17 protein-coding genes are annotated in these 21,529 nt (G+C 67.9%); 12 read left to right on the plus strand and 5 right to left on the minus strand.

Annotation, left to right across the window (positions count from 1 at the left end; genetic code table 11):
• The 7 genes from BN976_RS05195 to BN976_RS05230 are packed head-to-tail and all read left to right on the plus strand — an operon-like array spanning nucleotide 1 to nucleotide 8,630.
• On the plus strand, nucleotides 1–1,080 hold the full coding sequence (locus BN976_RS05195; RefSeq protein WP_036368498.1) for a transferase: 1,080 nt from the start codon (nucleotides 1–3) through the stop codon (nucleotides 1,078–1,080).
• Complete coding sequence (locus BN976_RS34275) at nucleotides 1,077–2,948, plus strand: glycosyltransferase family 2 protein (RefSeq protein ID WP_011777535.1); 1,872 nt, start codon at nucleotides 1,077–1,079, stop codon at nucleotides 2,946–2,948. The genes BN976_RS05195 and BN976_RS34275 overlap by 4 nt, the downstream gene beginning before the upstream one ends.
• On the plus strand, nucleotides 2,945–4,300 hold the full coding sequence (locus BN976_RS05210; RefSeq protein ID WP_036368501.1) for a lipopolysaccharide biosynthesis protein: 1,356 nt from the start codon (nucleotides 2,945–2,947) through the stop codon (nucleotides 4,298–4,300). Before BN976_RS34275 ends, BN976_RS05210 begins: the two co-directional genes overlap by 4 nt.
• A 12-nt stretch (nucleotides 4,301–4,312) precedes the next feature.
• Nucleotides 4,313–5,053, plus strand: a complete 741-nt coding sequence (locus BN976_RS05215) for a glycoside hydrolase family 16 protein (protein ID WP_011777533.1) — start codon at nucleotides 4,313–4,315, stop codon at nucleotides 5,051–5,053.
• Nucleotides 5,050–5,433 carry a hypothetical protein gene (locus BN976_RS05220; RefSeq protein ID WP_011777532.1) on the plus strand — a complete coding sequence of 128 codons (384 nt, stop codon included), beginning with the start codon at nucleotides 5,050–5,052 and terminating at the stop codon, nucleotides 5,431–5,433. The genes BN976_RS05215 and BN976_RS05220 overlap by 4 nt, the downstream gene beginning before the upstream one ends.
• Nucleotides 5,427–7,175: a hypothetical protein gene (locus tag BN976_RS05225; RefSeq protein WP_049778007.1), complete on the plus strand. Its 1,749-nt coding sequence runs from the start codon at nucleotides 5,427–5,429 to the stop codon at nucleotides 7,173–7,175. Before BN976_RS05220 ends, BN976_RS05225 begins: the two co-directional genes overlap by 7 nt.
• 3 nt (nucleotides 7,176–7,178) lie before the next feature.
• On the plus strand, nucleotides 7,179–8,630 hold the full coding sequence (locus BN976_RS05230; protein ID WP_011777530.1) for a glycoside hydrolase family 140 protein: 1,452 nt from the start codon (nucleotides 7,179–7,181) through the stop codon (nucleotides 8,628–8,630).
• 11 nt (nucleotides 8,631–8,641) lie between these two features.
• Here the strand turns inward: BN976_RS05230 and BN976_RS05235 are convergent, their stop codons facing one another.
• On the minus strand, nucleotides 8,642–9,592 hold the full coding sequence (locus BN976_RS05235) for a TIGR03621 family F420-dependent LLM class oxidoreductase (protein WP_011777529.1): 951 nt from the start codon (nucleotides 9,590–9,592) through the stop codon (nucleotides 8,642–8,644).
• Nucleotides 9,593–9,690: 98 nt separating this feature from the next.
• On the opposite strand from BN976_RS05235, the gene lhgO reads away from it, so the two are divergent.
• The gene (gene lhgO, locus BN976_RS05240) at nucleotides 9,691–10,899 is read left to right on the plus strand and encodes an L-2-hydroxyglutarate dehydrogenase (RefSeq protein WP_011777528.1); all 1,209 of its coding nucleotides are present in this window, start codon (nucleotides 9,691–9,693) and stop codon (nucleotides 10,897–10,899) included.
• A gap of 13 nt (nucleotides 10,900–10,912) precedes the next feature.
• Here lhgO and BN976_RS05245 read toward each other — a convergent pair whose 3' ends face one another.
• Nucleotides 10,913–12,421, minus strand: coding sequence for a carotenoid oxygenase family protein (locus BN976_RS05245; RefSeq protein ID WP_235621973.1), 1,509 nt, complete (start codon nucleotides 12,419–12,421; stop codon nucleotides 10,913–10,915).
• Between the two features lie 101 nt (nucleotides 12,422–12,522).
• Between BN976_RS05245 and BN976_RS05250 the strand changes: the two genes are divergently transcribed.
• Nucleotides 12,523–13,080 (plus strand): TetR/AcrR family transcriptional regulator, encoded by a 558-nt coding sequence (locus tag BN976_RS05250; RefSeq protein WP_036368512.1) that lies wholly within the window; start codon nucleotides 12,523–12,525, stop codon nucleotides 13,078–13,080.
• Between the two features lie 91 nt (nucleotides 13,081–13,171).
• Here BN976_RS05250 and BN976_RS05255 read toward each other — a convergent pair whose 3' ends face one another.
• The 3 genes from BN976_RS05255 to BN976_RS05265 form a co-directional block, all read right to left on the minus strand.
• Complete coding sequence (locus tag BN976_RS05255) at nucleotides 13,172–15,001, minus strand: phosphoenolpyruvate carboxykinase (GTP) (protein ID WP_011777525.1); 1,830 nt, start codon at nucleotides 14,999–15,001, stop codon at nucleotides 13,172–13,174.
• A gap of 147 nt (nucleotides 15,002–15,148) precedes the next feature.
• Nucleotides 15,149–16,408 (minus strand): hypothetical protein, encoded by a 1,260-nt coding sequence (locus tag BN976_RS05260; RefSeq protein ID WP_011777524.1) that lies wholly within the window; start codon nucleotides 16,406–16,408, stop codon nucleotides 15,149–15,151.
• A complete protein-coding gene (locus tag BN976_RS05265) occupies nucleotides 16,405–17,313 on the minus strand; it encodes a hypothetical protein (RefSeq protein WP_105387920.1) in 909 nt (302 codons plus the stop codon). The genes BN976_RS05260 and BN976_RS05265 overlap by 4 nt, the downstream gene beginning before the upstream one ends.
• A gap of 241 nt (nucleotides 17,314–17,554) precedes the next feature.
• On the opposite strand from BN976_RS05265, the gene trmB reads away from it, so the two are divergent.
• From trmB to BN976_RS05280, 3 genes are all read left to right on the plus strand, one after another.
• The gene (gene trmB / locus BN976_RS05270; RefSeq protein ID WP_036368517.1) at nucleotides 17,555–18,355 is read left to right on the plus strand and encodes a tRNA (guanosine(46)-N7)-methyltransferase TrmB; all 801 of its coding nucleotides are present in this window, start codon (nucleotides 17,555–17,557) and stop codon (nucleotides 18,353–18,355) included.
• Entirely contained in the window at nucleotides 18,352–19,071 is a 720-nt protein-coding gene (locus tag BN976_RS05275; RefSeq protein WP_011777521.1) for an NYN domain-containing protein, read from the plus strand. The genes trmB and BN976_RS05275 overlap by 4 nt, the downstream gene beginning before the upstream one ends.
• A gap of 75 nt (nucleotides 19,072–19,146) precedes the next feature.
• Nucleotides 19,147–21,529, plus strand: a 2,383-nt coding sequence (locus tag BN976_RS05280; protein ID WP_036368518.1) for a trehalose monomycolate exporter MmpL3, incomplete at its 3' end; no start/stop codon positions are given.

The raw sequence follows: 21,529 nt of genomic DNA on the forward strand, positions 1-21,529 counted from the left end.
ATGAACGAGTGTCGGGGGTGTGGACGAGATGCCACCCTGCCGGTGCTTGACTTCGGGAATGTTCCTGCACCGGATCACTTTCCGCCGGCCGCCGATCCCATCGGCGCGGACGAGGCCTGCCACCGGCTCGCGATAGCGCTGTGCAGCTCGTGCGGGCTGGCGCAGCTGGCCGACGACGACACAGGCGGCCAGGAGATGCACGGTCTGGAGCCGCGCGCGCTCCGCGAGCAGGCGCAGGCCGCTGTCGAACAGGTGGCGGCCGCCGGCTGGCTGCGTGGCGATACGGTGCTTGAATTCGAGAGCCCGCACAGCGGAAGCTGGTTGCCACTCGTCGCCGTATTCGGCTACCACCCCGCTCCCGGCTCCGATGCCGACCTGGTGCTGGACTGCTTCGGCATCATGCACGAACCCGAGCAGCGAGCCTCGTTCGCGCGGCGGGCCGCTGCCACCAGATCCGGCGGGGTCCTGTTGCTGCAGTACCAGCCGATCGTGACCATCGTGACGGAGGGGCAGTGGAACGCGCTGCGGCACGGCCACTTTGCCTACTACTCATTGACCTCGCTGAGGAGCCTGCTCGCCACGGTCGGGATGAGCGTCGCCACGCTCTGGGAGTTCGATCTGTACGGGGGGACCACTCTGGTCGCCGCGGTGCACGGGGATGTTGAGGGCGACGAGTCCGTGCAGCACCTGCTGAACAAGGAACAGCAGATGGGTATCACCACCCCGGCGGGCCTGGCAGGTCTACAGGAAGGCGCGGATCGCGACGTCGAGATGTTGCGCGGGTGGCTGGCGCAAGAGGCCGCCGCGGGCCACACCGTGTACGCGTATGCCGCCGCGTCCAAAGCGGTCTCGCTGTTCAGTCGTGCCGGTATCACCACAGATCTGGTCAAGGCGGTAGCCGACGGCGCGCCGGCCAAGCAGGGCAGGCGTATGCCGGGCACCGACATCCCGATCATCTCACCTGAAGAGTTGCTCGCAGCCGACCCCGACCGGGTTCTGCTCACACTCGCCGACCTCCTACCGGAGGTCGAGGCTCGCTTTCCCGAGCTCTCCGGGCGATGGAAGGCACACGGACGATGACCACGACAGACGCCCCGGGAGCCATCGCCGCCGGTCCGGCCGTCATGCAGACACCGAAGGTGTCGATATGTATCCCCGCCCACCAGGCCGCTGCGTACCTGCAACCCCTGCTCGACAGCGTGCTGTCCCAGGCCTACGACGACTTCGAGGTGGTCGTCATCGACAACCACAGCACCGACGGCACTTCCGACATCCTGGCGCGCGTCGACGATCCGCGTGTTCGGGTCATGCGGAATCCGGCCACCCTGCCGTTCGTCGAGAACTGGAACCTCCTGGTGTCACAGTCCCGGGGCGAGTTCGTCAAACTTGTCTGCGCCGACGATCTGCTCAAGCCCGGCTGCCTTGCGGTGCAGGCCTCGGTCCTCGACAACAATCCCGATGTCGCCCTGGTGTCGGTGAAATGCGACTTCATCGACGACAACGAGCGCTTGATCGTGCCCGCCCGGGGACTCGACGGCATCGAGGGACAGGTCACCGCCGAAGGCGTGGTCAGGCGGATCGTGCGCAATGGAGGCAATCCGATCGGAGCACCGGTGGCGGGCATGTTCCGGCGCGCCGACTTCGACCGGGTCGGTGGGTTCACCGCCGACTTCCCCTTCCTGAGTGACATACATCTGTGGGTGCGGCTGTTGGGCTGTGGCGACTTCTACGGCATACCGGCGACACACGCCTCGTTCCGGATCCGCGGTGGCTCCATGAGCGGCCTGACCTCGGCGCGGACCCAACTTGCCCAGTCGCTCGACTTCGAGAAGTCGCTTGCCCGCGATCCGCGCTGGGACCTGTCCCAAATCGACCTTTTCCGCGGCTGGATGCGTTGCCACGAACAGACTTTGCGCCGGATGGCACTGTTCGGTCTGACCAAGTGGCGTGTTGCGCGACGTGACCGCGGGCCGGTCCGGGCCGGCCCGCGAGCCGGCACCGATCTGCCGTCGACCGTCGTGGCCGACACCCTGACCGTGGTGATCTGCGCCTACACCACGCAACGGTGGGATGAGCTCTGCCCTGCAGTGGAATCAGTTCTGAATCAGGACTTCCCGGTACTCGGCGTCGTCGTGGTAATCGATCACTGCCCGGAGCTGTACCGGCTCGCCCGGGACCGATTCGGTGCCCGAGGACGAGTCACGGTGCTCGAAAGTGACGGGGAGCGTGGACTTTCGGGTGCCAGGAACACGGGGGTGGGCGCGGCGCGCGGCGACGTCGTCGCGTTCCTCGACGACGACGCAGTCGCCGAGCCCGGTTGGGCGCATGCCCTGATGCGCCACTATCGCGATCCGCGGGTCGCTGCCGTCGGCGGCTATGCCGCCCCGGTGTGGCCCACGGGCGCCCGCCCGCACTGGATGCCTGCCGAGTTCGACTGGGTGGTCGGGTGCAGTTACACCGGGCAGCCGACCGAGCTGGCGGAGGTGCGGAACCCCCTTGGCTGCAATATGTCGATCCGCCGCTCGGTGTTCGACGACATCGGCGGGTTCAGGTCCGAGGTGGGCCGGGTCGGCAACCACCCGGTCGGCGGAGAGGAGACGGAGCTGTGCCTCCGCATCCGTGGCCGCCAACCGGATGCACGGGTGCTGTACGACCCGGACGCCGTTGTCCGTCATCATGTCTCGTGCGATCGGACGACGATCCGCTATTTCCGGCGGCGGTGCTACCACGAGGGGATTTCGAAGGCTGTCGTCACCGAGATCGCAGGCGTCGGCAACCCGCTGCTCGCGGAGCGGGCCTACACGACGCGGACCCTCCCGCGCGGCGTCCTGCGGGAGCTCACAGCGCCGAGGCAGGGCGGGTTCCGGCGCGCGGGAGTCATGGCTTTCGGGCTCGCAGCGACGACGGCCGGCTATCTGCGCGCCAAGACCCAGTACCGGCTCTCATGAATACGGCGGGCCGACTGCGCCTTCGGACCATCCCCGGTGGGGAGCTCGCGGCGGAAGCCAACCTGAACGTCAACACCTTCTCGCTCATGGTGTCCAACGTCCTGACCTGCGTTCTGGGGCTGGTCTACTGGGGCGCCACCGCCCGGGTCTTCCCCGCCGAGGACGTGGGCGTCGCCGCGGCGCTGATCAACTCCGCGCTCATGCTGTCCACGTTGTCCATCCTCTCCATCGACCGGTTCTACGAGCGGTTCCTCCCGGTCGCCGGGCACCGGGCCGGCGAGTTGATCAGCAGGGGCTTCCTCCTGGTAACGGCGGTGTCGATGGCGGGCGGCATCGCCCTGATTGTCTTCGGTCCGCGAGAGACGTTGTTCACCTCGGATTGGGTACTGCTGGCCTATCCGTTGTTCGTCGTCGTCATCGCCGTGTTCATCCTGCAAGACAAGGTACTCGCCGGTCTCGGCGTGGCTCGATGGGCCGCGGTGAAGAACACCGGGCTGGCGGTCGGCAAGCTCGCGGTCCTGTTGGCAGTGGCGACATTGGCGGGTTCGGGCGCCCTGATGGGCACGGCGGCTGCGTCGACCGCCATCGTCGCCGCATGGGGAAGCACCGCAGCCTTGATCGCCGCCTACTTCTTCGTCGTCATCAGTCGGCGCTGCCGGCAGCACCCGAGGTTCTCTCTGCACCCGGATCTGCCGCCGTGGAAGGACATCTGGTCCTACTTCGGCTCCTCCTTCGGGATCGCCGCGATGCTGTCAACCGGCGCTCTGCTGGTACCGCTGATCGTGGTCGCCCAGGCCGGGCCGGCCGCGAACGCCCACTTCCAGATCGCCTGGCAGTTCGTCAGTGCGCTGTACCTCGCGATCCATCTCGTGGTCAGCCCATACGTCGCCGAGGCGGCGACGCATCCAGACAAGATCCCCGCCCTGTCCTGGCGGACGGTGCGCATGCTGATCGCCGTGGCCGTCGTCGGGTGCGCCGGGCTGATACTCGTCGCACCACCCATGCTGAGCCTCATCGGATCCGACTACCGAACGGGCAGTGAGGATCTGTTGCTTCTGGCAGCGATTTTCGTCCCGCTCTCGGTAATCGGTGCCGCCTACGAAGGGTTTGCCCGCGTGCAACGCAAGCTTCGCCTGCAGCTGTTCATGACCTTCGTCTGGACGCTCACCGTGGTCGGCGGCTCGCTGATTGCGACCCGCTACGTCGGGGTCACAGGGGTCGGCTGGGCCTATCTGGCCGCGGAGTCGATCTGCGCTGTCGTGCTGATCGGTCCGGCGGTGATGTGGCTCCGGAAGCGCATGTACCTGCCGCCCACCAGTCAGCGACCATCCACCGAGCTCGTCGATGGGTGAACCGTGCGCTTCGTGACAGTTCGTGTTGTGGCACTGGGGAGTTCGCTGTGTCTGCTGCTCAGTGCGTGTACCGGCACGGCCAAGACCCACACCGAACGGTGCCCGGTGACAGCGGCCGCAAGCCTGGGCTGGGGCACGCCGAACCGGCTCGACAACTTCGATGGCCCGTCCTCTCTGCCGGACTGGATCGTCTACGACGGGCCGGGACACGCCGGCAACGGACGCCGGACACCGGGGGCGATGTCCGTCACCGACGGAATGCTGACCATCACCGGCGATTCACAGGGCAACTCGGGGGGAATGGGCTGGCTGCCCGGCCAGCTGCACGGCCGCTGGGAGGCGTGCGTGAGATCGTCGATCGCCCCGGCCGCCTACCACTCGCTGGTGCTGCTGTGGCCGGACGCCGAGGACTGGCCCGCCGGAGGCGAGGTCGACTTCATGGAGATCGTCGATCCCGCCCGCCAACAGGTCGAATTCTGGCTGCACTGGGGCCCCGGCGGTGCGAAGCAGTCGACGAAGGTCACCGTCGATGCGACCCGATGGCACAGTTATGCCGTCGAGTGGACGTCCTCACACCTCATCTACTACGTCGACGGCGAGCCGGAATGGTTGATCACCGACCCGAACCTGTTGCCGCCGCGACCGATGCATCTGTGTCTGCAACTTGACTACTTCGGCGGTGACACCGGCGGAGGAGCTCAGCAGTGGGTGGACTGGGTTCGCCAGTACGACCTGAAGGGGGAGTCGTCGTGAAGGTGTCCCGTTGGTTGCGAACGCTTTCCAGCCGTGACGAGAGGGTGGCTACGGTGTCGCTGGCCGCGGCCGCCTGCGGCGCGCTGGCCACGGTGCCTGTGTCCACACCGCTCAGGGGGGTGGTCCTGTTGGCCTTCGTGCTCACGGGCGTCGGCAGCGCGGTGATGTGCTGGATCGACCTGCCCGCCGCGGTCACGATGGCCGCAGTCGTCGGCATCAGCATCGCAGCGCTGACGGCCGTAGCGGTGGTGATGGCGTGGCTCGAGTTCTGGTATCCCGTGCCCTCGTGTCTGATCGTCGCCGCGCTGGTCGCTCTCAGCGGAGCCATCCGTCTGCGCACGCTCCGCGATCCGGCAACGGAGGCGGATCCGACGTGGTGACGCTGCAGAACCGCTTGCCGTCGAGCGGAGACACCTCATCCACCGACGACCAGCCCGCCAGAGCCCGCGCGCACGGTCCCGCGGTCATGCTCGTGGTCGCCGTCGGAGTTTGGGCAGTCGCGCTGTCGACTCTGCGACACGTCGAGGCAGGCACCTATGGACTGCTGGCAACCAGCGGCGGAGCTCTGTTGGGCGCAAGCGCGTGCGTGACGCTTGCCGCGTTCTTCTGGGCCATCGCCGTTCACCGCACGGTGTGGGCGGTGCTGGCGATCGTCGTGATGGCGCTGATCGCCCGGGTCACAGCGACGCTTCTCACCGAAATGCCACTCTATGTCTGGACCTACAAACACATCGGCATCGCCGAGTACATGATCGACGGGCACGCCTCACCGAGCATCCAGATCTATGGCGACTGGCCGAGTTTCTTCGCGTTGATGGCGTGGTTCAGCTCGGTGTCGGGAGTGGATTCACTCACCGTCGCGCATTGGTTCGCGCCGGTGTCTTCGTCGCTGCTGTCACTGTTGGTCGGCACCCTTGTGGTCAGTGCCGGCTTCGGGGCCCGCGCCGGACTCATCGCCGCGATGCTCGCTCTGATCATGAACTGGACGGGCCAAGACTACTATTCGCCGCAGGCTGCCGGCCTGATCCTCACCTTGTCGATTCTGACCCTGGTGCTGTACTCGAAGACGGCGCGCATCGCCGGGTACCTGGCGATCCCGCTGGCCGCGGTCCTGGTGGCAACGCATCAACTCACCCCGTTCTGGCTGTTCTTCGTGCTCGCCGCGCTAGCCGTCTTCAGACAGATGAGGCCGTGGTGGCTACCGGTCGTCTATCTGACGATGCTGGCGGTCTACGTGGTCCCGCGACTCAACCGCGCCGCCAAGTTCGACGTGTTCAGCGGCTTCAACCCATTGAAGAACAGCACCGTGGTAGCCGAGGCACCTGGCTCGGCCGGCCGGGAGTTCACCATCCTGCTGGAGCGCGGACTGTTCGTCGGGCTGTGGATTCTCGCCGCCGTATGTTTCATCGTGATCTGGCGGCGTCACGGGGCCCCTTGGGGTTTTGCCGTTCTCGCCTTCTCACCGGCGATGATCCTCGCCGGCCAGGACTACGGCGGCGAAGCGATCCTCCGCGTCTTCCTCTACAGCATCGCAGGGTGTTCGGCCCTGCTGGCGGTCGTGGCGGTGTTGCTCATCGATTTCGAGAGCCCGTGGCCGAGGGTCATCGGCTGCGCCGTGACCGCGCTCGTCGCCGCCGCGATCGGGGCCGTGGGGCTACAGGGCTATTACAGCGGGTGGAGTTACGTCACCGTCACCCGGTCGCAGGTTGAGCACAGCCGAAACCTGTTGGCACAGACCGAGGGCAAGTACGTGGTTGGCACCCTCGCGCAGAACGTCGGCTGGCCCGAGGGTTCGACGGCCGACGCCGTACGACTCCGGTTGCTCGATCCTGCCTACGATTCGGTGTTCGACGGGGTACGTCCCCATCTGTTGCACAAGGATTTCGCCACACCGCAGGACGTCTCGCTTATCGAGTCGACATTCCAGCGCAACGGACGCGCCAGGGCTCTCTATGTGATTCTTCCGCGTCAGGTGCGGGCCTACGGCGAGTACCAGGATTGGTTCCCACAAACGTATGTGCCCAGCCTGATCGACCTGCTGTCGCGAACACCGCTGTGGAGCAGGGTGATCGATGACGAACACACCGTTGTGTTCGAGTACAGGCCGCAGAAGAAGAGGTGACCCATGGCCCGTAATGTCTCTCCGGCGCCGGAGAAGCCGCCCCGCCGCCGGACGGGTGGTTGGTTCACCGCGATCGCGGTCGCCATACCCACGCTGATCTTCGTCGGGCTCGGTCTGCAGAGCGGCGTCAGCGCGAAGACCGACGGCCCCGTGCCGACACCTCCCCTTCTGGTCAGTGACAACTCGCGGTACTTCCTCGACGCAGCCGGCGAACCCTTCTTCTGGATGGCCGACACGGCATGGAGCCTTCCGATCAACCTCACCCGGGACGAGGTCGTGACCTACCTGGACATCCGGAACGCACAGGGCTTCAACGTCATCCAGACCGTGGCCATCTTCAACCAGGCCGGCGGTCCCGGCCCAAACCGGTACGACGACTGGCCGTACGACAAGACGCTGTCCCAGCTGGCCGTCACCGACGGGGCCGACCCGAACGATCCTGGGCAGTACGACTATTGGAACCATCTCGACTTCATCGTCGACCAGGCCAACATCCGCGGAATCCGTGTGGCCGTGGTCCCGGTCTGGGCACACGGCCAGGTCGGAGATCTGGTCACCCACGACAACGCGGCCGAGTACGGCAGGTTCATCGGAGCCCGATATCGCGACAGGAAGGTCATCTGGGTGCTCGGCGGGGACGCGGCCGCCAACGGCCACGAAGACGTGTGGCGGGCACTGGCGCGCGGAATCGCGCTGGGGCTCACCGGCAAGGAGAACTATCAGGGCTCAGCGATGACCTACCACCCGATCGGCGGAACCAGCGCCACACACTGGTTCCGGGGCGATCCCTGGCTGACCTTCGACATGATACAGGGCGGACATTGCCTGCGCTACAACGAAAGACGCGATCTGCTGCGCGCAGCCTACGAGACCGCGCCGACGCGGCCCTTCCTCGACGGCGAGCCGATCTACTCCGGCCACCCGTATTGCTGGGATCAGGAGCCGGAGGGCTACTCCACACCGATCGACGTCCGGCGCGACGCGTACTGGGCGGTCTTCGCCGGCGCCGCCGGACACACCTACGGCGACCACGCGGTGTGGCAGTTCTCCGGGTCGACCGGCCGGTCCAGCGAGTTGGGCGCGGTCGGTGAGTGGCGATCCGCGATGGAGGACGAGGCGGCCTGGCAGATGCGCAACCTCGTGTCCCTGGTCCATTCGTACCCGTGGTGGAAGGGATCTCCCGATAACGGAAGGATCGTCAAGAGCGTACGGTCGGGCGGTGCCCGGCTACAGGCGATGAGCGCTGCGGATCGCTCGTACGCGCTGATCTACAGCCCGGACGGCGAAGAGTTCGAGGCGGACATCGCGACGGTGGTCGACCCGCGCGCCCAGCTGTCTTGGTTCGATCCGCGCAGCGGCGCGCGGACGCCACTGGGAGCACTGGAGGCCGGCAAGGTCAGCTATACCCCGCCGAGCAATGAAGACTGGGTGCTGGTCGCGGATGCGAACCCCTGATCGACACCACCCTAATGCAGATGGGCGATGACGGCGGCCGCCGCACGGCTGTCCTGACCGAGATGCCAGTACCCGATCCCGAATCGGTGGCTGAATTCGGCCACCTGCTCCGCGCACTCGGCTGCGGTTCCCACCAGGCAGGCAGGCGTGCCGTGCAGTGGCCAATTCCTTTCTGTCGCAAGCGCTTCCTCCCATTGGGTGACGGGACGGGGAGGTGATTCCACATCAGTGACATCAAGATGCAGCACGCTGAACTGTATTCGAGGCATCTGCCTGCCGGCCCGCGCGGCGGAATCCCGGACCCGCGCGATCTTGGCGTGCAAGGACGGCGCGGCAACGTCAGCCACCGTCTCGTGATCGATGCGTCCGTTCACCATTCGGGGCAGTACACCGACGATGTCGGCACTGCGCCCGCCGAGGTCGAGCATCCGTGGACCGGCGGCGCCGAGCAGGATCGGCGGGCTCGGTTGCCGGCAGCAGCGGGGCAACGCCTCAAGGCCGGTCACGTGATAGTGGTGGCCCACGAAATCGACGGTGTCCTCGGTAAAGAAGTCACGGATGATCGTCAGCGCCTCGGCGCACTGATCAACCCGCGTGCGATGGGACTCAAAGGGGACACCGAGCGCGGCGTAGTCAGCGGCCAGCCATCCGGCGCCGAGACCGAGTTCGGCTCGGCCACCGGACAACCGGTCGATCGTCGCGATATCTTTGGCCAACAACGCGGGGTGTTGCAGAGGGTTCTGCGCGACGAGGGTCAACACCTTCAGGCGGCTCGTGCTGGCCGCGGCGAACGCCATCGCGGCCACGGGTGCGAGCTGCCAACCGCTGGTGACGTGGTGGGACACCGACACCGTGTCGAAACCGAACTCCTCCAGGCGACGGAGTTCCTCGACCCACGCCGAACCATCGTCGAGCAGGCGGGGCATGGGGGCGATGAACTCGAGCTGATCGCCGATCGACACGCTCGGCTCCGTCCTGTGGTCGCCCAGTGCCGCCTATGGTACGGAACACTGAGGCGCTCTGCAGGACTCGACAGGTGGAGGAAGTGAGAGGATCAAGCATGGCTGCTCTTCGAGTCGCGGTGGTGGGCGGTGGAATCGTGGGCCTTGCTGTCGCCAGGGAGCTCCTGCACTCGATCGACGGCGCGCGTGTCACCGTGTTCGAGAAGGAGTCCGGTGTCGCGCGACATCAGACGGGACACAACAGCGGGGTCGTACATGCGGGGCTCTACTACGCGCCGGGCAGCCTCAAGGCCCGACTATGCCGACGCGGGGTGCACCTGCTGCGAGAGTACCTCGCACAGAAGGACATTCGGTACTCCGAATGCGGCAAGATCGTGGTGGCACATACCGCCGGCGACGCGGCCCGGCTGGCCGGCATCCACGAGCGGGCGCTCGCCAACGGCGTTCCCGGAGTGAGGCTCGTCGACGCCGGCGAGATCACCGACATCGAACCGCATGCCCGAGGAATCAGTGCGCTGCACTCCCCGTCGACCGCGATCGTGGACTATCCGGCGGTCGCCGAGGCACTCGCCGTCGACATCGCCGATGCCGGTGGCGAGGTGCTGTGCGATCACGGCGTCATCGGAATGCGGCGGCACGGAACAGAGGTCGTCGTGACCACGGCCGCCACCTCTGGCGCCTTCGACGTCGTGGTCACCTGCGCGGGGCTGCAATCCGACCGCGTTGCCCGGATGTTCGGCGACAGTTCGTCACCGCGGATCGTGCCGTTCTTCGGTGACTACTTCCTGCTTCACGAGGCCAAGTCGGACATGGTGAACGGGTTGATCTATCCGGTGCCCGATCCGCGCTACCCCTTCCTCGGAGTCCACCTGACCAAACACGTCGACGGGCGCGTCAGTCTGGGGCCCAACGCTTTTCTGGCACCCGGCCGGGAGGCGTACACACGTGGCGGCTGGTCGGCCAGGGATGTGGCCGCAGCGGTGGGGTTTCCGGGCTTCTGGCGCTTCGCGGTGCGCAACACGGCCGCCGCGGTGCGCGAGGCACGCACGGTCATGAGCAGGGCCGCGTTCGTCCGGGAGGCGCAGAAGTACGTTCCCGACGTGAGTGTCGACGACGTCGTCCGCGGCCCGCGCGGCATCCGCGCTCAGGCGATGAACGCCGACGGCACCCTCGAAGACGACTTTGTGATCACGGGCACCGACAAGGTCATCCACCTGCGCAACGCGCCGTCACCGGGGGCGACATCGTCGTTGGCGATCGCCGAGTACATCGTCGGCACCGTCGTGCCGGCGCGACTCGGCGCGTGACAGCAGCTGTACTTCAGCTGGTGCGCGCGGAGAAGTTGCCGTGGAAACCCTGCGGGATGTGACTCGCAAGTTGAGCCGTGGCGACCGGTCCGCGCGACGGGTCCGCGGCATCCAGGATGACCAGCCGCGACGTCTTGTGCGCGGCCCGGTACTCCACGGTCAGCAACCAGCCGTCGTCCTCGGCCGTGGCGCCGGGCCGCGGTGCGAACACCGGCTCGCAGAAGCTGTTGCCGGGTTCGGGGGCGGGATAGCTGAGCTCCGTCTGATCGGCCAGGTCGAGCTTGGTGACCGTGTCGTACAGCGTGCCGAGCGTCCGGCGCGTGTTGACGTACGCGTAGCGGTGCGGTCGGCCCTCCCGCGCAGGGTGATGGCGGGGGAACTCACTCGGGCTGTCGGTCAGCGGCTCCGCCCCGACCCTGCCCGTTGCGCCGACCCGAAAACGCGTGAACTGCGAGGGCATGTCGGCCAGCGAGGTGGTGTGGAAGCGCGCGATGCGTTCGAGCAGCCGCCCGTCGGCGTAGGTGATGGCGTCGATGACCACGTCGTCTCCGTCATCGAAGGCGTTGCTCAGATGGAACTGCAGAACCGCCTCGCACTCGATACGGCGGATCTTTCCGCCGGCACGCGGCACCAGGAGAACCACACTGCCCCGCTCGGGGCGGTAGCGCAGCGTGTCACCGATCGGCGCGCGCCCCAACGCCACCGACATCGCGTCGGGGATGATCGGTGAGATGAGGAACACGATGTACCGTTCGGTGATCGCGAAGTCGTGGACCATCGCGGCGTACGGCAGCGCGGCCGAGCGGAAGTGCCGCAGGCGCCCCGTCCGGTCGGTGCGGTAGATGCGCAGGTGCGGACGCGGCATCAGCTCGACCCCGAAGTTGAACATCGCCCCGCTGCTCGGGCAGAAGCTCGGATGGGCGGAATAGCTTCCCAGCCAGCGTAATTCGCCGCCGAACCGACGTACACCCATGGTCTCGAGGGTATCCGGGTCGATCTCGTGCGGCGGGCCACCCTCCCACAACGCGTAGAGGCGGCCGGCGTGCTCGACGACGTTGGTGTTGGCGAGATTCGGTGGCACCCGGCAGATGTTCGCCCGCCAACCCCCCGGCGCCGAGGTACCCATGTGGCTGACACCGCCCCTGCCCCCGAAATGCCGGGTACGCACATAGCGGTTGCGGTAGTGCACGCCGGCGGCGTCGATGGTGAAGGCCGAGAGCATGCCGTCCCCGTCGAACAGATGACGCAGCGGCCGCCCCTTGTGGTCCTCCCAGCGACCGGGGCCGTTGCGGTAGAGCGTCCCGCGCAACCCGGCCGGGATCGTCCCGTCGATCTGTTCGACGCGGTAGTCGTGTTCGGCGGGTTGCGGCTCGCTGACGCCGAGGCTGCTCAGATCGTCGGGACCCATGGCGGACAGTTGCGCGGTGGCGGTCCTGCGTTCGGGGTCCGGCAGGGACTCCAGGTAGCGGCGAAGTGCGGGCAACGTCGTCAGGTCCACCGACGGGTCGAGTGACGCGGGCACGGCCCTCCTTCGCCAAATGAGACTCAAATGCAAATTAGTCTCAGTCGCATCGGTTCGTCAATGGCCCCGCCCGGGCGATCCCTCGGGTAAGAATTTCCGTGATGCCCACCACCCGGTCGTTCGATGCGCTGCTACGGTCTGCGCTGGACCTCATCGCCGACGGTGGCATCGATGGGCTCACGCTCAGCCAGGTCGCCGAGCACGCCCACGTCTCCCGGGCCACGGCCTACCGGGAGTTCGGCGACAAGGACGGACTCGTCGGCGCGGTCGCCCAGCACGAGATCGGCCTGATGCTGGTCGCGGTGCACGCCGACATCGACACCACCGCCGACGCCACGGCGCTGGTCGCGTCGATCGTCGTGTCGGCGTTGCGCTATCTGCGCAGCCATCGTGCGTTCACCTACGTCCGCACACACGAACCACACTGGCTGCTGCATGCCGCGCTTGCAGTCGGGGATTCGCGGACGGACCTCGTGCAGACCGTCGCGGCCGCCGTCACGCCGGCCATCGCCGTGGATACCCGACGGCTGCGACTGTCGGCGGTGCAAGCTGCCGAGGTGATGGTGCGCACGGTGCTTTCCCACACCCTCATCGAGTACAGCACCCTCACCGACGCGCAGGTCGGCGAAGCGGTGGCACACGCGCTCATCACCGACTGAGTGACTCCGCGAGCGTGCGCGAAATACGCACCGCGAGCGGCGTGTCGACCTCAGACACGCACGCTCGCCGAAATTGCGGGGCTAGCTGTGGCTAGCTGTCTTCGGCGAGGCGGGTCTTCAGCGCGTCGAACTCGTCCTTGATGCCGGTGGGCAGCTTCTCGCCGACGAACTCGAACCACTCCTCGATCAGCGGCACCTCGGCGCGCCATTCGTCGGCGTTGACGGCCAGCGCCTCGTCGACGTCGGCGGGGTCCACGTCCAGGCCCTCGAGATCGAGGTCGGCCGCGGTGGGCACGATGCCGATCGGGGTGCTCTTGCCGTCGGCCTTGTGCTCGATGCGCTCGATGGCCCACTTCAGCACCCGGCTGTTCTCGCCGAAGCCCGGCCACAGGAAGCGGCCGTCGTCGCCGCGGCGGAACCAGTTGACGAAGAACACCTTCGGCAGCTGCGACTCGTCGGCCTGCTTGCCGATGTTGATCCAGTGCTGGAAGTAGTCGCCGACGTTGTAGCCGAGGAACGGCAGCATCGCCATCGGGTCGCGGCGCACGGTGCCGACCTTGCCCTCGGCGGCGGCGGTCTGCTCGGAGCCCAGCGTGGCGCCGATGAACACGCCGTGCTGCCAGTCGCGGGCCTCGGTGATCAACGGGACGGTGGTCTTGCGACGGCCGCCGAACAGGATCGCCGAGATCGGCACACCCTGCGGGTCGTCCCACTCCGGCGCCAGCGTCGGGCACTGCGAGATCGGCGTGCAGTAGCGCGAGTTCGGGTGCGCCGCCTTGGTTTCCGTCTCCCGCAGGATCCAGTCCTGGCCCTTCCAGTCGATCAGGTGGTCGGGCTCGCCCTCCAGGCCCTCCCACCACACGTCGTGATCGTCGGTCAGCGCGACGTTGGTGAAGACGGTGTTGCCCGCGGCGATGGTCTTCATCGCGTTCGGGTTGGAGTCCCAGTTGGTGCCCGGCGCGACGCCGAAGAAGCCGAACTCGGGGTTGGTGGCGTACAGGCGCCCGTCCTTGCCGAACCGCATCCAGGCGATGTCGTCGCCGACGGTCTCGGCGCGCCAGCCCGGGATGGTGGGCTGCAGCATCGCGAGGTTGGTCTTGCCGCACGCCGACGGGAACGCCGCGGCGATGTAGTAGGCCTTGTTCTCGGGCGAGATGAGCTTGAGGATCAGCATGTGCTCGGCGAGCCAGCCCTCGTCATGGGCCATCGCCGATGCGATGCGCAGCGAGTAGCACTTCTTGCCGAGCAGCGCGTTGCCGCCGTAGCCGGAACCGTAGCTCCAGATCTCACGGGTCTCCGGGAAGTGGGTGATGTACTTGGTGTCGTTGCACGGCCACGGCACGTCTTTCTGACCCGGCTCAAGCGGGGCGCCGATCGAGTGCAGCGCCTTGACGAAGAAACCGTCGTCACCCATCTTCTGCAGCGCCGCCGCGCCCATCCGGGTCATGGTGCGCATCGAGACGACCACGTACTCGGAGTCGGTGATCTCCACACCGAGCTTCGGGTCGTCGGCGTCCAGCGGACCCATGCAGAACGGCACCACCCACAGGGTGCGGCCGCGCATGCATCCGCGGTACAGGTCGGTCAGGATGCCGCGCATCTCGGCCGGGTCCATCCAGTTGTTGGTGGGGCCCGCGTCGATCTCGCGCTTGGAGCAGATGAAGGTGCGGGATTCGACGCGCGCGACGTCGGACGGATCGGAGAGCGCCAGGTACGAGTTGGGCTGCTTCTCCGGATTCAGCTTCTTGAAGGTGCCCGCCTCGACGAGCTGCGCGCAGAGCCGGTCGTACTCTTCCTGCGACCCGTCGGCCCATGCGACACGGTCGGGCTGGGTCAGCTCGGCGACCTCACGAACCCACTCGAGCAGACCCTGGTGCTTGGTCGGTGCGTTGTCCAGTCCCGGAATGGTCGCTGCGGTCATGCTGTGTCGTCTCCCCTGCAATGTTCTGCGAAGTGCCTGCCTGGGCGCAGGCGCCGGAATCGGAACCCCGAGGTTCGGACTCCCTGGTCACTGTGTACTGAGGTTAACGCGGGTGAGATACCCGCGGTTAATCCGGAGTATGTCCATTCACTCACAGGAACGATTCAGATGGCCGCCACCGGGCGGTCTACCGACCGGTAACAAGTTCTCGCGTCTGACGAGGAGCATCCGCGCCTGTGAGAGGTCGTGTAGCTCGGCCTCGATCGCGGCGATCCGCCGACGGGTGTCACCGTCCCGGGCGGCTGCGGCGCGGGCGCTCTCGGCGGCGATCGCGGTCTCGGCGGCCAGCATCCCGGCCGCCACCCGTTCCTCGACGGCAGCCCGCAGTGCGGCGACCCCGTCGGCGGCCCACCTCTCCAGGACCGCGCGGTCGTGCAGCAGCGCCCGCGCCCTGATCACCCACGCCGTCGTCACCAACCCGATCGCGGCACCGGCAGTCAGGGCCGCCGTCGCGAACTCGGGCGCCAGCCCGGCCAGGAACCGGGTCACCACGACCGCGACCCCGAGGCCGAATCCGGCACCGAGCACGGTCATCAACCGGGTTTCCAGCCGCCGGGCGCGCAACGGCGGATCCGGCAGAAGCAGCGGCGCCGTCACCCGGGGTGGCGCGTCGTGCGTGTACGCGGTGAGGTCCGCCTCGACGGCGGCCAGCACCTCGGCACTGCGCCGCCGGGCGCGGTGCGCGAACCGGCATACCTCGCCCCTGCCCACTGCGGTGGCCTCGGCCAGCAGGTCGGTACGCAGTTCCGCACAGCGCCGGCGCGCGGTATGCGTCAGCGTCAGCCGGCTCTGCTGGATCGCCGACCGCAGCGCGGTGGCGCGTTCCGACGCCTCGCGGCGCCGCCGTTGCACCAGCCGGTCTCGCGTACCCCGAAGCAGGCACTCACGGGATTCCAAGGCGCGCAGGGCGTTTCGTGCGGGCCGGGTGGGATCGTCGAGCTGCGCCCGCAGGAGTGCGACGAGTTCGTCCATGCGCGGCTCGCCCAGCCGCGGCGCGGCTGCCGCCCCGACCCACGGCACCCGCCCGAAGCGCCCGGCGTGTCCGGCGAGGCACTCGCGGTTCGCCTCAAGGACGGCCGTCCAGTCCCGGTGGTCGTCGATCTTGGCCAGCACCGCGACCACCGCGTCGGTCGACGCCGCCACCCGATCGGCCAGCACGCAGTCGGACCGGGTGATCGGCGCGACCGCCGACACCACGAACACCACCACCGCCGGACGCTGCGGCGCGCCGGTTTCGCCCGCCTCGACGAATCGATGCGACGGCATCCGGCGGCGCAGTTCGGCGACCACGCCGCTGACCCCGGCCCGCGGCGGTCCCGCCACCAGCACGGTCTCCGGCCCGGTCATCGACGCCGACCCAGCAGCCGCAGCGAGCCGCGGGTGATGTCGGCCGCGCAGCGGCGGTGCATCTCCGTCACCGGTCCGGCCGCGTAGCGGTGCCAGCGCACCGCGCGCCGCTCGTGGGCTTCGCGGTCGTCCCCGCGGTCGACCCGCAGTCCCGCCGCCTCCATCGCGTCGACGGCGGCGGCCATCACCGCGACGACGACCTCGTCGGAGGCCAGGAACGCGGCCAGTCCGTCGTCGCGGGTCTCGGCGGCCAGCCGGTGCAGCTCGTCGACGGCAGCACAGACGCGTCGGTACCGGACCTCGGCCGCCGCGGCGCGCACACACTCCAGGACCCGGTCGGCCCCGCTGAGCGCGCGCAGCGCGCCGGTCAGGGTTTCCGCGGTGGCACCGTCGGCGCACGCCAGCACGGCGTGCGCGAGACCGAACCGGTCCAGACGCGCGAGCAACCGTTCCCGTACCGCCGCGGGCACCTCGTGATCGGCCGCCACGAACGCGTCGGTCGACGTCATGTCGACGGGGATGGCGGCCAACGTCCGCAACACGGCGATGTCCTGTTCGTCGAGTTCGACGGAGGCCAGGTGGGCGATCATCGGAACGACGGGGACACCCGCCGCCGCCGCGATCTGGGCCGCCCGCCGCGTCGCCGCGGCCAGCGGCCCCCCGGGTTCGCGGCCCGCGAGGTCGGCCTTGTTGAGGACGACGAGCGTGGGTATCGACACCCTGAGCATGGCGCGGTCCTCGGGCTTGAGCGTCTCCGCGGTGACGACGACCTGGATGTCAGCGGACCCGATGTCGGTGACGACCCTCACGCCCGCCGCGGTGAAAGCCCAGGCCACCGCGTTGCGGCCCACCCCGCGCCGGCCGCGCACCGCTACCCTGTGGGGTGCACGCAACCGCTTCTCCACCGCACTCAGGCGCGGGTTGTGCGCGTGCGCGGCGAACTGTGCGATGACGTCGACGAAGATGTGCCTGCCCCCGTGTCACAGGCCGGATTCGACAGCCTGTCCCTGACACACATCGTGGCACCGGTTCCGTGGGCGTCCCGACACGAATTTTCGACGGTCCGCCGCCCGGGTACCCGCTGGTACCAGGCGAAGGCAACTGTTGGGTATCAATCTGTAACACGATGCGGAGAGCAAGGTCTTGATGAGCGACCATGGACGGATGCACATACCGGAGTCCGGCCTCGCGACGCCCGCGGCCGCGCACTCCGACGATCCGCCGCACCCGCACTTCAACCGCAGGGTGACCAGCTTCCGGACCCGCCGCTCGACGATCTCCGACGCCCAGCAGGCGACCTGGGACCGGCTCTGGCCCGAGCTGGGCCGGCAGGTGCGGGACGGCGACGCGCCGGCGGGCCGGCTCGACACCACGCCGGCGGGCCGGCTCGACACTGAAGCATGGTTCGGACGTCACGCGCCGGTGGTGCTGGAGATCGGGTGCGGTACCGGCACGTCGACCCTGGCGATGGCCCAGGCCGAACCCGACATCGATGTGGTCGCCGTCGAGGTGTACCGCCGGGGCCTGGCGCAACTGCTCAGCGCGATGGACCGCGAAGGTGTCACCAACATCCGGCTGATCCGCGGCGACGGGGTCGACGTGCTGACCCACATGTTCGGACCCGATTCGCTGACCGGGGTCCGGGTCTTCTTCCCCGACCCGTGGCCCAAGGCCCGCCACCACAAACGCCGGCTGCTGCAGCCCGACACGGTGGCGCTGATCGCCGACCGGCTCCGCCCGGGGGGAATTCTGCATGCGGCCACCGACCACATGGGCTATGCCGGGCACATCGCCGAGGTCGGCGACGCCGAACCCCGGCTGAGGCGGATCGACCCCGACGACGCCGGCCTCCCGATCTCCACTGCCAGGCCCGTGACCAAATACCAGCGCAAAGCCCTCGCAGGCACCGAGGTGGCCGAGCTGCTGTGGGAGAAGACGACGCCGTGAGCCTGACCGACAACATCCCGGCCGTCCCCGACGCACAGGACACCCCGGCCAGCCCCGCCGACCTCGGCGCGAACCCGGCACCCCCGGCGCGCGTGCTGCTGGTCTGGGACGCCCCCAACCTCGACATGGGACTCGGGTCGATCCTCGGCGGTCGTCCCACCGCGGCGCACCGGCCGCGGTTCGACGCGCTGGGACGGTGGCTGCTGGCCCGCACCGCCGATCTGTCGGCCGAGTACACCGGCAACGGACGGTCGGTGGCGTTGGAACCCGAGGCCACCGTGTTCACCAACATCGCCCCCGGCAGCGCCGACGTCGTCCGGCCCTGGGTGGAGGCGTTGCGCAACGTGGGTTTCGCGGTCTTCGCCAAACCCAAGGTGGACGAGGACAGCGACGTCGACAGCGACATGCTGGCCCACATCGCGCTGCGGCGCGGCGAAGGCCTGGCCGGTCTGATCGTGGCGTCGGCCGACGGGCAGGCCTTCAAACTGCCGCTGGAGGACATCGCCAGGGACGGGGTGGAGGTCCAGGTCCTCGGATTTCGCGAACATGCCAGTTGGGCGTTAGCGTCGGATACCTTGGAGTTCGTCGACCTGGAGGACATCCCTGGTGTCTTCCGGGAGCCGTTACCGCGGATCGGACTTGATTCGCTACCCGAGCAGGGCGCCTGGCTGCAGCCGTTCCGGCCGCTGTCGTCGCTACTGACCTCGCGCGTCTAGGAAAACTGAAAGGTCTCGGGTCGACGTGCGCGGGCCGACGACGGCAGGGATGTTGGAAGACCGATAGGAGCTTACGTGTTCGCCTGGTGGGGTCGAACGGTGTACCAGTACCGATACATAGTGATCGGTGTCATGGTCGCACTGTGCCTGGGCGGCGGCGTCTACGGCATCAGCCTGGGACAGCACGTCACCCAGAGCGGGTTTTACGACGACGGCAGCCAATCGGTGCACGCCTCGGTGGTCTCGGACGAGGTCTACGGTCGCGACCGGACCAGTCACGTGGTGGCGATCCTCACGCCGCCGGACGGCGAGAAGGTCGACAACCCGGAGTGGATGGAAAAGGTCACCGGTGAACTGAACGACGTGGTGGCCGAGCACGAGGATCGGATCGTCAGCTGGGTCGGCTGGCTGCGCGCCCCCGACAGCACCGCCGAGACCGTGCAGCAGATGAAGACCGCAGACGGCTCGAAGACGTTCGTCAGCATCCCGCTCAAGGGCGACGACGACGACGAGATCCTCAAGAACTACCAGGCCGTCGAACCCGATCTGCTCAAGATCAACGACGGCAACATCAAACTGGCCGGTCTGCAGCCGCTGGCCAGCGAGCTCACCGGAACCATCGGCGAGGACCAGAAGCGCGCGGAGGTCGCCGCGATCCCGCTGGTGGCGGTGGTGCTGTTCTTCGTCTTCGGCGGCGTCATCGCGGCCACACTCCCCGCCATCATCGGCGGCCTGACGATCGCGGGCGCGCTGGGCATCATGCGCATCTTCGCCGAGTTCATGCCGGTGCACTTCTTCGCCCAGCCGGTGGTCACGCTGATGGGTCTCGGCATCGCCATCGACTACGGCCTGTTCATGGTGAGCCGGTTCCGCGAGGAGATCGCCGAGGGCTACGACACCGAAGCCGCCGTGCGCCGCACCGTGATGACGTCGGGCCGCACGGTGATGTTCTCGGCCGTGATCCTGGTGGCCTCCTCGGTGCCGCTGCTGCTGTTCCCGCAGGGCTTCCTCAAGTCGATCACCTACGCGATCATCGCGTCCGTCATGCTCGCGGCGATCCTGTCGGTCACCGTGCTTCCGGCCGCGTTCTCGATCCTCGGCCGCAACGTCGACGCACTCGGTGTGCGGACGCTGCTGCGGGTCCCGTTCTTCCGCAACTGGAAGCCGATGCGGGTGTACCTCGAGTGGCTTGCCGAGAAGACCCAGAAGACCAAGACGCGCGCCGAGGTGGAGAAGGGCTTCTGGGGCCGGCTCGTCAACGTCGTGATGAAGCGGCCGATCGCGTTCGCCGCGCCGATCCTGATCGTGATGATCCTGCTTGTCATCCCGCTGGGCCAGCTGGCGCTCGGCGGCATCAGCGAGAAGTACCTGCCGCCGGACAACTCGGTGCGCATCGCACAGGAGGACTTCGACCGCACCTTCCCCACCTTCCGCACGGAACCGCTGACGCTGGTGCTCGAACGTCAGGACGGCCAGCCGGTCACCGACCAGCAGCTGGCCGAGGTCAGGGCCAAAGCCATGACGTTCAGCGGGTTCATCGAGGACAACAACGATCCGACGAAGATGTGGCAGGAGCGGGCCGCCCAGGACAGCGGCACCAAGGATCCGTCGGTCCGGGTGATCCAGAACGGCCTGGTCGACCGCAACGACGCGTCTCAGAAGATCGAGGAACTGCGCTCCATCCAGCCTCCGCGGGGCGTCCAGATATCCGTGGGTGGCACCCCGGCGCTGGAACAGGACAGCATCCACAGCCTGTTCGACAAGCTGCCGCTGATGGTGCTGGTGCTGATCGTCACCACGACGGTCCTGATGTTCCTGGCGTTCGGTTCCATCGTGCTGCCGATCAAGGCGGCGTTGATGAGCGCGCTGACGCTCGGGTCGACGATGGGCATCCTGACCTGGATGTTCGTCGACGGTCACGGGTCCGGGCTGATGAACTACACACCGCAGCCGCTGATGGCCCCGATGATCGGCCTGATCATCGCCGTGATCTGGGGTCTGTCGACCGACTACGAGGTGTTCCTGGTGTCCCGCATGGTCGAGGCCCGCGAGCGCGGGATGTCGACCGCCGAGGCCATCCGCATCGGCACCGCCACCACCGGCCGGCTCATCACCGGCGCCGCGCTGGTCCTGGCCGTCGTCGCGGGAGCGTTCGTGTTCTCCGACCTGGTGATGATGAAGTACCTGGCGTTCGGTCTGCTGATCGCGCTGCTGCTGGACGCGACGATCATCCGGATGTTCCTGGTGCCCGCGATCATGAAGCTGCTCGGCGACGACTGCTGGTGGGCGCCACGCTGGATGAAGCGGGTCCAGGAGAAGCTGGGTCTGGGTGAAACCGAACTGCCCGACGAGCGCAAACGTCCGACGGTGCGGGAGAACCCGGCGCCGGCGGAGGCGTTGGTCGGTGCCGGTGGTCCGCCCGTGGCCGCGCCGCCGCGGCCGTTGCCGCCGCACGACC

It is taken from the genome of Mycolicibacterium austroafricanum (assembly GCF_000612725.1).
GTDB lineage: Bacteria > Actinomycetota > Actinomycetes > Mycobacteriales > Mycobacteriaceae > Mycobacterium > Mycobacterium austroafricanum.

Bases quoted from the DNA above. Each gene is read 5' to 3' on its own strand.
- BN976_RS05195 (WP_036368498.1), top strand. From the start codon at position 1: ATGAACGAGTGTCGGGGGTGTGGACGAGATGCCACCCTGCCGGTGCTT.
- BN976_RS34275 (WP_011777535.1), top strand. From the start codon at position 1,077: ATGACCACGACAGACGCCCCGGGAGCCATCGCCGCCGGTCCGGCCGTC.
- BN976_RS05210 (WP_036368501.1), top strand. From the start codon at position 2,945: ATGAATACGGCGGGCCGACTGCGCCTTCGGACCATCCCCGGTGGGGAG.
- BN976_RS05230 (WP_011777530.1), top strand. From the start codon at position 7,179: ATGGCCCGTAATGTCTCTCCGGCGCCGGAGAAGCCGCCCCGCCGCCGG.
- lhgO (WP_011777528.1), top strand. From the start codon at position 9,691: ATGGCTGCTCTTCGAGTCGCGGTGGTGGGCGGTGGAATCGTGGGCCTT.
- BN976_RS05250 (WP_036368512.1), top strand. From the start codon at position 12,523: ATGCCCACCACCCGGTCGTTCGATGCGCTGCTACGGTCTGCGCTGGAC.
- BN976_RS05255 (WP_011777525.1), bottom strand. From the start codon at position 15,001: ATGACCGCAGCGACCATTCCGGGACTGGACAACGCACCGACCAAGCAC.
- BN976_RS05260 (WP_011777524.1), bottom strand. From the start codon at position 16,408: ATGACCGGGCCGGAGACCGTGCTGGTGGCGGGACCGCCGCGGGCCGGG.
- trmB (WP_036368517.1), top strand. From the start codon at position 17,555: ATGAGCGACCATGGACGGATGCACATACCGGAGTCCGGCCTCGCGACG.